Raw genomic sequence first — 13,870 nt, 5'->3', positions numbered from 1 at the left:
GGGGTTTTGGGTTGTCTGCCCCGTGGGGGCTGCGACCCGGATGCTTCACTGCATGGATCTCTTGGCGCTCATCCGGTGCCGACCGCACTCATCTGATCATCCGTGCCTTGTGCGCATATGTCCAGAGGACCTCTCACGTGAGCATGGCCACTCGCTGCCGGTCGCTGCGGAGGCGTCGGTAGCATTCCGGGCATGACTGCAGCCAGGCCCGAAGTAACCGAGATAGAACCTCCGCCGGTGAAACCGAGGCTGCGCGGCTGGCTGCACGCGGGCATGTTCCCCGCCGCCCTCGTCGCGGGCATCGTCCTCACGGCGCTCGCCGACTCGACGCGCGGCCGGATCGCCTGCGGCATCTACGCCGTGACCGCCTGCCTGCTCTTCGGAGTGAGCGCCCTCTACCACCGGGGCGACTGGGGCCCGCGCGCCACCGCCGTACTGCGCCGGCTGGACCACGCCAATATCTTCCTGATCATCGCGGGCACCTATACCCCGCTGACCCTGCTCCTGCTCCCCGACTCCACCGGGCGGGTGCTCTTGTGGGCGGTCTGGGCGTCCGCGGTGGCGGGGATCGCGTTCCGGGTGTTCTGGGTCGGCGCCCCGCGCTGGCTCTATACGCCGTGCTACATCGCGATGGGCTGGGCGGCCGTCTTCTTCCTGCCCGACTTCATGCGCACGGGCGGAATCGCGGTGCTGGTCCTGGTGATCGTCGGCGGAGTGCTCTACAGCCTGGGCGGCGTGGTCTACGGACTCAAGCGCCCGAACCCGTCGCCGCGGTGGTTCGGATTCCACGAGGTCTTCCACTCCCTCACGCTCGCGGCGTTCGTCGCCCACTACGTCGGCATCTCGCTGGTGGCCTACTAGGGGGCGTCCGGCCTGATCCGCCGGACACCCCTAGTACGGCTGCCCCGCACCGCCCGACCCGGAACGGCCGTGGCGCCCCCGCGCCACGGCCGTTCGCCGTCGCGGGGCGATGGTCGACAATGAGCCGCATGGCCGCCGAATTCCCCGCCCCGCTCGATCCGCTCACCCGGGCGCACCGGCCCATGGGGCTGCGGGAGCGCAAGAAGCTCAAGACCCGGATCGCGATCCGCCGGGCCACCTACCGGCTGATCGCCGAGCAGGGGTACGAGGCGACCACCGTCGAGCAGATCGCCGAGGCGGCCGAGGTCTCGCCCAGCACCGTCTTCCGGTACTTCCCGGCCAAGGAGGACATCGTCCTCACCGACGAGTACGACCCGGTCATGGAGGAGGCGCTCCGCGGGCGGCCCGCCGGCGAGGACCCGCTGGAGTCCCTCCGCAGTGTCCTCACCCGGACCGTGGCCGCGTTCCTGGAGCACGAGCCGGAGGAGACGCGGCAGCGCGCCCGGCTGTTGGTGGAGGTCCCGGCCGTACGCGCCCGGATGACCGAGACGATGGCCGAGACCTCCCAGGTGCTGTCGCGCGTGCTCGCCGACCGCACCGGCCGGGCGGCGGACGACCTGGAGGTACGGGTCTTCACCGCCGCCGTGACGGGTGCGCTGCGCGAGGTGCTGATCCACTGGGCCGAGCGCGACCAGCGGGACGACCTGGTCGCGCTCGTGAACCGCGCCCTCGACACGCTCAAGGGCGGGCCTTCGCTGTAGCGGCGTCCCTGACGGGCGTGTCCCCCTTTCCGCAGGCCACGCCGTCCCGGTTCGGGTCGAGCCGCAGCGGGTCGTCCTTGCCGTTGACCTTCAGGCGGCCGTAGTCGTGGACCGCCAGCCAGTCGCAGCGGGCCTTCGTCGTCGCCGTCACCGACCGCGGGAACACCGTCGGTACGCACACCCCGGCCGTGCCATAGTGCCGGTCGCACCCGGCGATCCGGGGGCTGACCGGCGCCGCGTCCCGCTTCTTCAGCGGCTTCTTCGGGGTGGCGGCGAGGTCGCCGGCGAAGTCGTGGACGTGCGCCGACCTCTCCGCCTCCGCCGCCATCGCCGCCGGTCCGCCCAGGTGCACCCACTGGGCGATGGACGGGACGCCGCCCGCGTCGACCGCGAAGAGCATGTACCAGCCGGGCGGGGCCAGGTTCGGGTTGCCGGTGACGTTCAGGTCGACAGTACGGTCGTCGATGACGGACAGCGGCAGGTCCACGAACCGCTGGTTGGGGTCGGAGGAGTGGGTGACGGCCGCCGGGCGGATCAGCTCCGCCTTGACGATCGGCCGGTCCACCGTGATCCGCTGGGTGTCGCCGTAGTTCCACCGGCTGTCGATCACCGAGGTGATCTGCGGGCGCGGGCCCTTCAGCAGGTACGGGGGCGTGTAGACCGACACGTCGTGGTTGTAGGAGCCGTTGCCGGGGTTGTCGCCGACCGCCATCACCCGGCCGTCGGGCAGCAGGAACGCCGACGAGTGGTAGCCGCGCGGCACCGGGTCGGCGGCCATGCCCGCCTGGTAGGTGTCGGTGGCCGGGTCGAAGATCGACGCCTCGAACACCGGGTCGGCCCGGTCGTGCAGCGCGCCGCCGGTCTCCAGGACCTTGCCGTCGGGCAGCAGCACCGCCGACACGTACATCTTGCCCTCGTCGCCGGTCTGCGGGCGCTTGCCGGCGCCCTGGTCGACCAGGCCGTGCGGGATCGGCGGGCCGGCGACGTAGGCCGGGTTGGGCTGCTTGAGGTCGATGATGTCGGTGAGGCGGTTGGCGGCGGGGTTGCGCTCGTTGTTGCCGCCGCCGATGGTCAGCACCCGCTGGTCCTGGGCGGGCGGCAGCAGGACGCTCGCGGACTCGTCCCGCTCGTCCTTGTTCCTCAGGCCCGGGACGTCGGTGATGGTGTTCTTGTCGTAGTCGTAGATCGAGGCGCCGGTGCCCGGGGTGCCGTTGCCGAAGGTGTGGCTGCCGGAGTAGAACAGCCGCCCGTCCTGCATCAGGATCATCGACGGGTACAGGCCCCAGTACGACCAGGTCTGCTTGACCTCGTTGATCGGCAGCCACTTGTTCTGCGCCGCCGAGAACTTCTCCGCCGTCACATTGCCGGTGGAGTCCTCCTTCAGCCCGCCGAAGGAGATCACGTCACCATTGCCGAGGATCGTCGCCGACGGGTACCAGTGCCCGTCGTGCATGTCGTTGGTCCTCACGTACGACTCGGTCGCCGGGTCGAAGGTGTACGAGTCCTTCAGGCCCTGGTAGCCGATCCTCCCGTCGGCGGACGGATAGCCCTTGTTGCCGCTCATCACCAGCACCCGGCCGTCGGACAGCTGCACATGGCCGGCGCAGAACATGTCGACAGGGGTGGGGATGGTCTTGAAGGAGCCGTTCGCCGGGTCGTACACGGCGGAGGTGAAGGTGCCGGCCTTGAACATCTCCGGGTCGTTGCCGGAGCCCGCGATCAGCAGCACCTTGCCGTTGTGGAGGACGACCGAGTGCATGGAGCGCACCGGGTTCTTGGTCGGGAGGACCTCCCACCTGCCCTTGGCGCACTCCTCGGCGGTGCCGGTGCAGACCGGGTCGGGCGCGGGCGGGGTGACCTCCTCCATCACGTAGTCGTCGGTGGTGACGCTGCCGGTGCCGAAGACGGACACGCCCCAGGCGATCTTGTCGGTGCCGGGCGGGACGACGGGCGTGCGCACCTCGGCGCGGGTGTAGGCGGCGGCGACCGGGAGGGTCTTGAGGTCGGTCCAGTACTGCCAGCCGGCGGTCGTGTCGTGCCGGAAGAGCGTGATCGCGGTGTCCGGGGTCGTCGACTTGTACCAGAGGGACAGGTCGTACTGCCGCTCGGCGGCGACGGCCGGGGCGCAGGCGTTGGACTCGGTGATGAGGGCCTTGCGGTCGCCGTCGACGCGGCGGGTCAGCTCGACCTTCATGGCGCCGGTGCCGGTGTGGGCGTCGCTGGTGGTGGTGAAGGTGAAGTCGTTGTTCCCCCAGCCGGACTTGGACCAGCATTCGGGCATGCCGGTGTGGTCCGTGCCCGGGGTCTCGAAGCCGGGGTTCTTGATGAGGTTGATCCCGGCGGCCGCCGGGGGCTGGGCGGCCAGAAGGAGGCCGGAGGTCATGGCGCCGATGGCGAACAGGGCCACTCCTCGCCTTCGTCGAGGGGTCGGTTTCACCGGACGTTCCTTCCCGTGCGGGCCGGACGCGCTCTGCGGGGCAGGTAGACCAGCGCCTCGGTGCCGGCGAAGCGCAGGACGAACGTGGTCAGCAGCGCGAGGGCGGTGGCGGGCAGCACCGCCATGTGGAGCTGCCCGACGAACAGGGCGATCAGGGGGATACGCAGGACCAGGTCGGCGTTGGCGAGGAGCGCGAAGCGCCCCACGCGGTCGGCCCAGTGCCGGTGGTGGCGGCGGTCGTGGAACAGCAGCACCTCGATGAGGAGGAAGTTCCAGGCGACGCCGAGCTGGTTGGCGAGGATCTCGGCGGGCAGGTAGTGCAGCCCGGCGCCGGTGAGGACGTACAGGGCGGCGAGGTTCGGTACGAAGCCGGTGAGGCCGATCAGCCCGAAGGCGACCATGCGGGCGAGCGGGGACGCGGTGCGCAGCTCGACGAGGTGGCGGAGGAACCGCACGCCTTCTCTGGCCGTGGACTTGGACTCGCCGGCGAACCGTTCCTCGAAGACGAACGGCACCTCGGCGACCCGGGCCGGACGGCACCGTACGGCCAGCTCCATGAGGATCTTGTAGCCGAGGGGCTTCAGGGTGTCGGTGGTGATGGCGGCGCGCCGGATGGCGAAGAAGCCGCTCATCGGGTCGCTGATGCCGCGCAGGGCGCGCGGGAAGAGCCCCTTGGCGAGCCAGGTCGCGCCGCGCGAGACGGCGACGCGGTAGCCGCCGGCGAGTCCGGCGCGACTGCCGCCGGCCAGGTAGCGGCTGGCGACGACGAGGTCGGCGTCCTCCTTCTCGCCGGTGGCGACGAGGTCGGGGACGAGGGCGGGCGGGTGCTGGAGGTCGGCGTCCATGACGACGATCCAGTCGGCGGTGGCGGCCTTCAGCCCGGCGACGACGGCGCCGCCGAGGCCGCCGTCGGGGGTGTCGCGGTGGATGACGGAGACGGGGAAGGGGCAGTCCCGGGCGGCGTCGGCGATCACGGCCGGGGTGTCGTCGGTGGAGTCGTCGACGAAGACGATCTCGCACGGGAGGCGGTCCGGCACCGTCGCGGTGATGCGGCGCAGCAGCTCCCGTACGTTGGCGGACTCGTTGAAGGTGGGGATGACGACGGTGACGGCACCCGGCTCGGGTACGTCGTCGGTGACCGGGGCGACGTGCTCGGCGCCGGTGGGCTGGATGGTCAAGAGGCCTCCGCTCGGCTGTTCCGGTCTCCGGTGACCTTCCGGATCTCGATGCGTTCCTGGCCCTCGCCGAAGGTGGCGACGGGCGTCGAGTGCTCCAGCGCCGCCTTGACGTTGGGCAGGTCACGCGCGTCGCGCCGTACGGTCGGGGAGGCGACGACGTAGTCCAGGTCCCGCCAGCCGCGGGGCATGGTCTTCGTCACCGCCGGGTCGAGGTCGGCCTTGTAGAACCAGATGACGCCCAGCCCGGGTTCGTACCCGGCGTGGACGAGGTCGAGCCAGAGCGCGTCGTCGACCAGCACGCGCGCGTGGGCGGGGTCGGGGACCTCGCGGCCGAGCCAGGCGGCGGCGGCCCGGTAGGGGGCGTTGGCGTCGGCGGTCATGGCGGTGCGGTCGCCGTCGTACCAGCGCGGGACGACGTACACGGCCGCCGTGGCCGCGAGCAGGACGGCGACGGTCCGGCGCACCGGGAGCAGGGCGGGCGTACGGCGGCCCTTGCGCAGCACGGCGTGGGCGACGCTGGCCGCGCCGCCGGCGAGGACCAGGGCCAGGAAGGGCAGCGCCTGGATCACGTACATGGCGGGCAGGTAGCCGGAGGGGCGCATGGCGACGACCGCCAGGATGGCGACCGCGAGCGCCGGTCCGGCCAGGGCCCGCGCGGTGACCGACCACCGGAGGGTGAGCAGGAGCAGGGCGGCGCCGGCGAGGCCGCCGAGCGGCAGGACCCGGTCGTAGTAGAGCCAGGAGTCGAGCACCCCGTTGGAGCCGGTGCCGTCGGTGAGGATGAAGCCGGAGCCGGGGCGGCTCATCTGGTAGGTGATGCCGTCCCACAGGGAGACGTGTCCGTCGCCGGGCAGCAGCTCGCTCTTGAGGAGCGCGAACAGCGGGTAGGAGAAGCCGATCAGGGCGCAGGCGGTGATGGCTCCGGTGACGGCGAACTTGCGGGTGTCGCGGTGGCCGTGGCGCAACATGGTCACCAGCAGCGCCGGGAGGACGACGAGCATCGTCTCCTTGGTGAGGACGCCTATGGCGGCGGTGATCCCGGCGCCGAAGTGGTGCCACAGGTGCCGGTTGGGTGAGGCGGCGAGGCAGAACGCCAGCAGCATCCACATCACGGCGAGGTTGTCGAGGAAGATCTCCCGCTGCAGGACGACGGAGAGCGGGGAGAGCCCGAACAGCGCCATGGCCAGGCCCGCGGCCCAGCGCGGCAGCCACAGGCGGCGCGCCAGCACGTACAGCAGCACCGCGGAGGCGGCGCTGACCAGCAGCATCGCCAGGCGCATGGAGGCGACGGTCATCGTCTCGGGCGCGATCAGCGACGGTATCCAGGTGAGGGCGGCGAGCTGCATCCAGCCGAGCGGCGGATGGTCGTACCAGTACGTGTAATGGGCGAGGCCCCGGCCGTTCTGCACGGCCCAGGCCTGGGCGAGGTAGGTGCCCTCGTCGTCGCTGAGGGTGGGGTACTGCTGGATGTTCCAGCCCTGGACGAGGAGGATCACCACGAGCAGCACGCCGCACAGGACGAGGTCGGGGCGGGAGCTGCGGAAGCGTATGACGGGCCGGGTGACCAGCCGTCTCTTGTCGTGCGGTGCCGGGACGGCGACCGTCTCGGGGGCCGCGGGAGCCGCGGGAAGGGTGGCGGTCATCGGGTGGCTTCCTCCCGTACGAGGTGGGCGCCGACGTGGCTGGTGAGCTCCCACTCGTTGCGGCCGCGCTGCTCGCGCCAGACCGCGCGGACCGCCGCGCCCGCCAGCAGCAGCTGGTAGAAGGGCCCGCCGACGATGAGCTTCAGGTAGTGGACGAGCCGTACGCGCAGCCCGTACTGCCTGCCGAAGTCGTGCAGTCCGACGATCTCGAAGACGAACGTCACCATCGCGGTCAGCAGGGGGAGGAAGGTGATGACGGCGATGCCGATGGGGACGTCGAGGAAGAGCGCGACGGCCACGTTGAGCGGGATGATGACGCCGGTGAAGGCCTGCATGAACGGCGTCATGAGGGTGTAGCGGGCGAGCATCCGCTGCCCGAGCGTGGGCAGTTGCTTCCAGTCCTTCTTGCGGTAGACCTGGAGGAAGCCCTGGTTCCAGCGGGTGCGTTGTTTGAGCAGGCTCATCAGGGTGCCGGGGGTTTCCTCGCGGGTGACCATGTCGGCGTCGTACGCGACGACGACCTTCTTGCCGACGCTGGAGAGCCGCACGCCCAGGTCGCAGTCCTCGGCGAGGCAGTTCTGGTCCCAGCCGCCGGCCTCGCGCAGCACGTCGGTGCGGACGAAGACGGTGTTGCCGCCGAGCGGGATGAAGCCCTTGGCGGCGTGCAGGTGGAGGCGGGAGCGGAACCAGAAGAAGTACTCCAGGCAGTTGCGCAGGGAGTACCAGCTGGAGTGGAAGTTGATCAGCTGGACGCCGCCCTGGACGACGTCGGCACGGGTGGCGGTGAAGGCGTGGTCGACGTGTGCGAGCAGCTCGGGGTGGACCTGGTCCTCGGCGTCGAAGACGCCGACGACGTCACCCCGGCAGTAGGGCAGGGCGGTGTTGAGGGCCTTGGGTTTGTTCTTGGACTCGTGGGTGTCGACGACGACGCGTACGCGGCCGGGGTCGCGGACGGCGGCCCGTTCGGCGACCTCGGTGGTCTCCGGGTCGTCGTGGCCGACTATCACGATGATCTCGAAGTCCCGGTGGCTGGACTCCAGCAGCCGGTCGATCGTGTGCTCCAGGACGAGCTGTTCATGGCGGGCGGGCAGCAACAGCGAGAACGACAGCCCCTGTTGCCCGTCCGGGCTCTGGAACCGGGTGGCGGCGAGCGTCTCGGGCGTACGCCAGGCGTGCATCTGCCACCACAGGGTGAAGGCGGCCATCCAGAAGAGCGCCAGCGAAATGGCGACGACGGACACGGATACGAGCACGGAAAGGTTCCCCCCTCCGACCATGCCGCGGCGGAGCAGGTGCGCGCACCGGTGGTCGCACCGGTGTCACGCCGCCGCAGTACGGTCGTTCCCCAAGAGACATGTCAGGGGCGAATCGCGGCAGGACCCCCCTGGCCGTCGACGCCCTCGCTCAACGTCCGCGCACGCCCTCCCCAGAACGTGCGCGGAGTCTCCACTCCTTTGTCCGATGAGAATAGAGGCAGACAGTGACAGTCAGGAGCTGTCCCGATAAAAACTGTGTTTTCAGCGTCAGTTGGCCAGTTTGCGCGCCAGGTCGTCCGGATCCGTGGTAGGCGCGTCGCAGGTGAAGTGGCGGCAGACGTACGCGGCGGGCCGCCCGTCGACCAGGGGACGGTCCTTGAGCAGCGGGAACTCCTCCTCGGCCCCGTCCGGTTCGCCGAAGGCGACGACGGCGCCGGGGGCGGCACCGAGGAGCGCGGCGCGGTGCAGGGCGCGGGCGGTGTCGTCGTCCGGCCGGCCGACGACGGCGATCTCGCGCGGCCCGTCGAGGAGCGCCTCGGCGACGGCCAGGCCCCAGCCGATGAAGCGGGGCGCGCGCGGGCCGAGGGCCTTGACCACGCCGAGGGCGCCCTCGGCGGCGGTGCGGTGGGCTTCGGAGCCGGTGTGGGCGGCGTACGCGAGGAGGGCTCCGGCGGCGGCGGTCCAGCCGGAGGGGGCGGCGTTGTCGGTGGGGTCCTGGGGGCGGCGGATCAGCCGCTCGGCGTCGTGGGCGGTGTCGTACAGCGCGCCGCCCTCGCCGGTGAACTGGTCGAGGACGATGTCGAGGAGGAAGCCGGAGAACTCCAGCCAGACGCCTTCGCCGGTCACGGCGGCCAGCGCCAGGAACCCCTCGGCGACGTCGGCGTAGTCCTCCAGCACCCCGGCGTTGGCGCCGGTGTGCCCGTCCTTGGAGGTGCGGGCGAGCCGCGCGGAGCTGTCCATGTGGAGCCGTACGAGCAGGTCCGCGGCCTCCGTGGCGCGTTCGACCAGGTCGGGGCGGTCGAAGTAGGCGCCGGTCTCGGCGAGCGCGGCGATCGCCAGCCCGTTCCAGGCGGCGACGATCTTGTCGTCGCGGCCGGGGCGGGGGCGCTCCTCGCGGGCGGCGAGCAGCCGCCGCCGGATCCCCTCCATGCGCTCGGCGTCCACGACCCCGGCGCCCTGGGGCAGTTGCAGCACGGAGGAGCCGTGCTCGAAGGTGCCCTCCTCGGTGACGCCGAAGTACTGGGCGGCGTACGCGGCGTCCTCCTCACCCAGGACCTCGCGCAGCTGCCCGGGCGTCCACACGTAGAAGGCACCCTCGACGTGCTTGCCCGTACCGTCGTCGGAGTCGGCGTCCAGCGCGGAGGCGAACCCGCCCTCGGCGGTGCGCAGTTCACGCACCATGAAGTCGGCCGTCTCCACAGCCACCCGGCGGGCCAGGTCGCTGCCGGTGACCCGCCACAGGTGGGCGTACACGCGGCACAGCAGGGCGTTGTCGTACAGCATCTTCTCGAAGTGCGGCACGACCCACTCGCGGTCCACCGAGTAGCGGGCGAAGCCACCGCCGAGCTGGTCGTAGATACCGCCCCTGGCCATCGCCTCGCAGGTGTCGGCGGCCATCTGCAGGGCGCCCTCGGCGCCGGCGCGGGCGTAGTGGCGCAGCAGGAACTCGACCACCATGGACGGCGGGAACTTCGGCGCCCCGCCGAAGCCGCCGTGCCGGTCGTCGTAGTCGCGGGTCAGCCCGAGCAGCGCCTGGGCGAGCTCCTGCTCGCCAGGCGCACCGGCCCCGCCGTAGGCGAGGGAGCGCCCCGCCAGCTCCCGCACGATGTTCCCGGCGACCTCGTCGACCTCCGCGCGCCGGTCGGCCCAGGCGACCGCGACGCCCTGGAGGACCTGGTGGAAGGACGGCATGCCGTGGCGGGGCGCGGGCGGGAAGTACGTACCGAAGTAGAACGGCTCGGCCTCGGGCGTCAGGAAGACGGTCATGGGCCAGCCGCCGTGGCCGGTGGCGGCCTGCACGGCCTCCATGTAGACGGCGTCGACGTCGGGCCGCTCCTCCCGGTCGACCTTGACGGGCACGAAGTGCTCGTTGACGTACGCGGCGGTCGTCTCGTCCTCGAACGACTCGTGCGCCATCACGTGGCACCAGTGGCAGGAGCTGTAGCCGACGCTGAGCAGCACGGGCACGTTGCGGCGCCGGGCCTCCTCGAATGCCTCGCCCGTCCAGGGCCACCAGTCGACCGGGTTGTCGGCGTGCTGGAGGAGGTACGGGGACGTCTCATGGGCCAGTCGGTTCGGCATACCACCCATCCTGCCGGATGTGCACACCACGCGCCTCGGGCGTCCAGGGGGTGTCCCGGGTGTCTGGGGTGAACCGGGTTATCCACAGCCCCTCGCGCCGATCAGCCCTACGGCGGACACTTGTCGGAAAGTGATCGCTTGCGGAGGGGGACGCGGATGACGCAGTTGCGGGAGAGCCATCGCGCGGAGGCCGAGCGGCTGTTGGCCCGGGCCGTGGAGGAGGAGGTGCGGCGCTCGGGCGGGCGGGCCGACGCGGGGGTGCTGCTGGCGCGGGGCCGGGCAGCGCTGGACACCCTGGCGGCGAGCGCCGCGGAAGAGTACGCGGCGTATGCGGCGGCGCTGGAGGCGGCGGAGGCGGGCCGGCTGTCGCTGTCGGAGCGGTTCAGCGGGCAGGCCGTCGGGACGCCCACGCTGGTCACGGCGGTCGCGGCGGTGGCGGCGATCGGCGCGGACCTGGCGCTCGGCACGGCGACGGGCACGGCGCTGGGGGCCGGGGCGGTGGTGGCGGTCGCCGGGGCGGCGGCGACGGTGCTGAAGGTGACCGCGGCGCACTGGCCGGCCGCGCACCGCCGGGCCGGGGCGCTGGGCCAGCCGGGCGGGCCCGAGCAGTTGCGGCTCCAGTGGCTGACGGCGCTGGAGGTACGGGGCATACGCCCGTTCCTGGACCAGCAGCGGATCCTGGCGGCGGCCGCCGCGCAGAAGCCGGCCGACAAGGCGCCGGCGCTGCGCGGCGTGGACCGCAGCGCCGTCGCCCGCCGGCGCACGGCTCTGGAGCAGTCGTTCGGCCACCTTCCGGAGGCCGGGGAGCCGTTCGCGGGGCGGCGCGGGGAGCTGGAGCGGATCGAGCGGTGGGTGCGGTCGGGGCGTGCGGCGACCGAGACACGGCCGACGGTGGTGGTGCTGCACGGCGAGCCGGGCGCGGGGCGGACCGCCCTCGCCGTGCGGGCCACGCACCGGCTGCGGGACCTGTTCCGCGGGGCGTGCCTGGTGGACCTGCGGGGCACCGGTCGCGGCGGGAAGCCGGTGTCGACCCGCGACGCGCTGCTGCACCTGCTGAACCGGCTGGGCGCGCCGCGCGAGCAGTTGCTGCTGCGCGACCGCTCGTCGTCGGCGCAGGCGCAGGTGCGGCGGCTGGCCGAGCTGTACCACCAGCATCTGACGGGGCTGCCGGTCGTGGTGGTGCTGGACGACGCGGGGGACGCGGAGCAGGTGCGGACGCTGATACCGGAGCGGTCGGAGAGCCTGGTGCTGGTGACGGCGCGCGAGCCGCTGGAGCTGGGCGACGACGTGCCGGCGTGGGTGCACCACCTGCCGGTGACGGGCCTGGACGCGGCGGGCGCGGAGGACCTGCTGCGGGAGGTGGCCGGCGGCGGGGAGCGGGGGCCGTACGACGCGGAGGCGGCCGAGCGGGTGCGGGAGTTGTGCGCGGGGCTGCCGCTGGCGCTGCGGGTGGCGGGCTCGGCGGTCGGCGCCCGGTCGACGGCGGAGGTGGCCCGGCTGCTGGAGCGGCAGCCGGGCGGTCCGGTCGAACGGGCGGTGGCGGCGCGGTACGGCACGGACCTGGAGGAGGACCAGCGGCGGCTGCTGCGGCGCCTGGCGCTGGCGGGGCGGGCGTCGCTCGGGGCGGCGGCGGCCGGCGCGCTGCTGGCGGCCGGGGAGGACGAGGCGCAGAAGCGGCTGCGGGAGCTGGCGCGGGCGGGCCTGCTGGACCAGGTGCGGGGCGACCGGTTCCGGCTGCACGACGCGGTGCGGGCGTTCGCGGCGGCGCGGCTGGACGACGAGGAGGACGCGGGCGACATCGCCGCCGCCCAGGAGCGGCTGATCAGGAACTACGCGGAGCTGGCCGACGCGGTGATCCGCATGGTGGACGGCAAGATGTCGACGCGGGCGGGCCGCTTCGGCGGGCACGGGTTCACCTCGCTGGAGGCGGCGCTGCGCTGGCTGGACGACGAGTCGGCGTTCATCACGGCGGCGCTGCGCAACGCGGAGGGCGTGAGCCGGCAGACGGTGCTGGACCTGCTGGGCGCGCTGTGCGACTACTGCCTGCTGCGCGGCGACCTGTACCGGCTCGGTGAGCTCCAGGAGCTGACCGAGGCCGTGGACCAGGGGCTGCTGGTGCGGTCGGTGCGGTGGCGGACCGGTATCGCGGCGCGGCAGCTGGGCGAGCTGGACACGGCGCGTACGACGCTGACGTCGGTGGTGTCGCTGTACCAGGAGGCCCAGCAGGACGCGGGGGCGGCGCTCGCGCTGTGCTCGCTGGGCATCACGCTGCAGCACCAGGGCAATCTGCCGGAGGCGGCGGCGAGGCTGCGGGAGGCGCTGGAGCTCCAGGCGTCGCCGGAGCTGGCGGGGGACCGGGCGTGGACGCTGCACGCTTTGGCGGCGGTGGAGCGGGACCGGGCGAACATCGTGGAGGCGCTGGCCCTGCTGGACACGGCGCTGACGCTGCACCGGGAGAACGAGTCGCTGCACGGCGAGGCGTGGGCGCACTTCCAGCTGGGCCAGGTCCGGCTGCGGCTGGGGGACGTGCCGCGCGCCGAGGAGGAGCTGCGTACGGCGCTGGAGCTGTATGGGCGCACGCACGACGGGCGGGGTGAGGCGTGGGCGCTGACCCAGCTGGGCCGGGCCCGGCTGGTGGACGGCGACCCCGGCGCGGCGGCCGGGCAGCTGCGTACGGCGCTGGCGCGCCAGCGTGACAACGAGGACGCGCGGGGCGAGGCGTGGACGCTGTACTACCTGGGCCAGGCGCTGGAGGACGAGGGCGACACCGATGAGGCGGTGCGGGAGCTGGAGCGGGCCCGCACGATGTTCTCCCGGATGCGGGACGTGTACGGCCTGGCGTGCGCCCGCCACCACTCGGGCCGCGCCACCCGCGACCAGCGCGCCGCCCGCACGGGCAACCTCCGCAACTCGGGCTTCGCCCGCCAGCTGCTGGTGGACGCCCGCGCGGACTTCCGCCGTATCGGAGTGGCGCACGGCGAGGCGTGGACGTGCCTGGAGCTGGCGGTCATCGACGCGGGCAACAGCAGGGCGCCCCAGGCGCTCGCGCTGTGCGACGAGGCCACCGCCCTGTTCGCCTCGTACGGCGACCTGCGCGGCGCGGACTGGTCCCGTTTCCTGCGCTGCACCCTGCTGCCGTACGCCTCCCCGGGCGGCGTGGACGTCGGCACGGTCGTCGCCCAGCAGGAGCTGGCCCAGCTGACGGAGGCCAAGCACCCTGCCCGCGACCCGCGCCTGGAGGACGCCCTGGCGGCCTGGTCGCTGGTCCTGGAACGCGGCGTCCGCCTGGAAGCCCCCTGGCAGGCCTGGCCCCTGGGCCTGACCCCGAACCGGCACGCGCGGGAGGTGATGGGCGTCCCGACGGAGGCGGGGACCGGAACGGGTTCGCCCCGCCCCTGATCCGGGCATGGCGCGGCTCCATAACCACCACGCG

The 13,870-nt window shown here is 72.7% G+C and carries 8 protein-coding genes; 3 read left to right on the top strand and 5 right to left on the bottom strand.

The genetic code is table 11. The features are described from left to right. Nucleotides 1-192: 192 nt before the first annotated feature. On the top strand, nucleotides 193-861 hold the full coding sequence (locus BKD26_RS03115; protein WP_084895492.1) for a hemolysin III family protein: 669 nt from the start codon (nucleotides 193-195) through the stop codon (nucleotides 859-861). Nucleotides 862-989: 128 nt separating this feature from the next. Next, the gene (locus tag BKD26_RS03110; RefSeq protein WP_084895490.1) at nucleotides 990-1,622 is read left to right on the top strand and encodes a TetR family transcriptional regulator; all 633 of its coding nucleotides are present in this window, start codon (nucleotides 990-992) and stop codon (nucleotides 1,620-1,622) included. On the opposite strand, the gene BKD26_RS03105 is transcribed toward BKD26_RS03110, so the two are convergent. From BKD26_RS03105 to BKD26_RS03085, 5 genes are all read right to left on the bottom strand, one after another. After that, complete coding sequence (locus tag BKD26_RS03105) at nucleotides 1,600-4,005, bottom strand: galactose oxidase early set domain-containing protein (protein ID WP_084896182.1); 2,406 nt, start codon at nucleotides 4,003-4,005, stop codon at nucleotides 1,600-1,602. The two genes, BKD26_RS03110 and BKD26_RS03105, sit on opposite strands and share 23 nt — an antisense overlap. 50 nt (nucleotides 4,006-4,055) lie before the next feature. Beyond that, the gene (locus tag BKD26_RS03100) at nucleotides 4,056-5,237 is read right to left on the bottom strand and encodes a glycosyltransferase family 2 protein (protein ID WP_084895488.1); all 1,182 of its coding nucleotides are present in this window, start codon (nucleotides 5,235-5,237) and stop codon (nucleotides 4,056-4,058) included. After that, nucleotides 5,234-6,880, bottom strand: coding sequence for a glycosyltransferase family 39 protein (locus tag BKD26_RS03095; RefSeq protein ID WP_084895485.1), 1,647 nt, complete (start codon nucleotides 6,878-6,880; stop codon nucleotides 5,234-5,236). The genes BKD26_RS03100 and BKD26_RS03095 overlap by 4 nt, the downstream gene beginning before the upstream one ends. After that, nucleotides 6,877-8,133, bottom strand: coding sequence for a glycosyltransferase (locus BKD26_RS03090; protein ID WP_084895483.1), 1,257 nt, complete (start codon nucleotides 8,131-8,133; stop codon nucleotides 6,877-6,879). The genes BKD26_RS03095 and BKD26_RS03090 overlap by 4 nt, the downstream gene beginning before the upstream one ends. A gap of 270 nt (nucleotides 8,134-8,403) precedes the next feature. Then, nucleotides 8,404-10,437 carry a thioredoxin domain-containing protein gene (locus BKD26_RS03085; RefSeq protein WP_084895481.1) on the bottom strand — a complete coding sequence of 678 codons (2,034 nt, stop codon included), beginning with the start codon at nucleotides 10,435-10,437 and terminating at the stop codon, nucleotides 8,404-8,406. 165 nt (nucleotides 10,438-10,602) lie between these two features. Here BKD26_RS03085 and BKD26_RS03080 point away from each other — a divergent pair, with 165 nt between their 5' ends. Beyond that, entirely contained in the window at nucleotides 10,603-13,836 is a 3,234-nt protein-coding gene (locus BKD26_RS03080; protein ID WP_179166414.1) for a tetratricopeptide repeat protein, read from the top strand. Nucleotides 13,837-13,870: the final 34 nt, after the last annotated feature.

The organism is Streptomyces sp. CB03238, from assembly GCF_002099185.1.
Classification (GTDB): Bacteria; Actinomycetota; Actinomycetes; order Streptomycetales; family Streptomycetaceae; genus Streptomyces.
The sequence above is the reverse complement of the archived record's forward strand: the minus strand, read 5'-3'. Positions and strand labels throughout refer to the sequence as shown.

What these genes read in the sequence shown, in the direction of transcription:
- BKD26_RS03115 (WP_084895492.1), top strand. Translation starts at nt 193, where the DNA reads ATGACTGCAGCCAGGCCCGAAGTAACCGAGATAGAACCTCCGCCGGTG.
- BKD26_RS03110 (WP_084895490.1), top strand. Translation starts at nt 990, where the DNA reads ATGGCCGCCGAATTCCCCGCCCCGCTCGATCCGCTCACCCGGGCGCAC.
- BKD26_RS03105 (WP_084896182.1), bottom strand. Translation starts at nt 4,005, where the DNA reads ATGACCTCCGGCCTCCTTCTGGCCGCCCAGCCCCCGGCGGCCGCCGGG.
- BKD26_RS03095 (WP_084895485.1), bottom strand. Translation starts at nt 6,880, where the DNA reads ATGACCGCCACCCTTCCCGCGGCTCCCGCGGCCCCCGAGACGGTCGCC.
- BKD26_RS03085 (WP_084895481.1), bottom strand. Translation starts at nt 10,437, where the DNA reads ATGCCGAACCGACTGGCCCATGAGACGTCCCCGTACCTCCTCCAGCAC.